We start from the raw sequence: 721 nt of genomic DNA, 5'->3' as shown, positions 1-721 counted from the left end.
GCGACGTGACGCTCGACGTGCGCCGTGGCGAGGTCTTCGGGATCATCGGCCGCAGCGGCGCCGGGAAGTCGACGTTGCTGCGGCTCGTGAACGGCCTCGAACGGCCGAGCTCGGGGCGCGTGCGCGTGCAGGGCGTCGACGTCGGCGCGCTCGACGAGGACGGGCTCGTCGCGCTGCGGCGCCGTACCGGCATGGTGTTCCAGCATTTCAACCTGCTGTCCGCGAAGACGGTGTTCGAGAACGTCGCGCTGCCGCTGAAGATCGCCGGCGTGCCGAAGGCCGAGCGCGTGCGCAAGGTCGAGGCGCTGCTCGAACTCGTCGGGCTCGCCGCGAAGCGCGACGCGTATCCGGCCAGCCTGTCGGGCGGGCAGAAGCAGCGCGTCGGCATTGCCCGTGCGCTCGTGCATGATCCCGAAGTGCTGCTTTGCGACGAGGCGACGTCGGCGCTCGATCCCGAGACGACGCAGTCGATCCTCGCGCTGCTCGCCGACATCAACCATCGCCTCGGGCTGACGATCGTGCTGATCACGCACGAGATGGAAGTGATCCGCGCGGTGTGCGACACGGTCGCGGTGATCGAACAGGGCGAAGTCGTCGAAACGGGCCCCGTGTGGCGCGTGTTCGGCGATCCGCGCCACGGCGCGACGCGCGCGCTGCTCAGCACGCTGGTGCACGACCTGCCGGCCGAACTGGCCGCGCGCGTGCAGCCGCTGCCCGAGCA

General features: G+C 70.6%; 1 protein-coding gene. It reads left to right on the top strand.

Annotation, left to right across the window (positions count from 1 at the left end; translation table 11 throughout):
- On the top strand, window positions 1-721 hold a 721-nt coding region (locus G3N93_RS41065), incomplete at both ends, for a methionine ABC transporter ATP-binding protein (RefSeq protein ID WP_206135644.1).

Source organism: Burkholderia sp. Se-20378 (assembly GCF_017104665.1).
Classification (GTDB): Bacteria; Pseudomonadota; Gammaproteobacteria; order Burkholderiales; family Burkholderiaceae; genus Burkholderia; species Burkholderia lata.
Note: the sequence above shows the minus strand (reverse complement) of the source record. Positions and strands in the feature narration are given on the sequence as shown.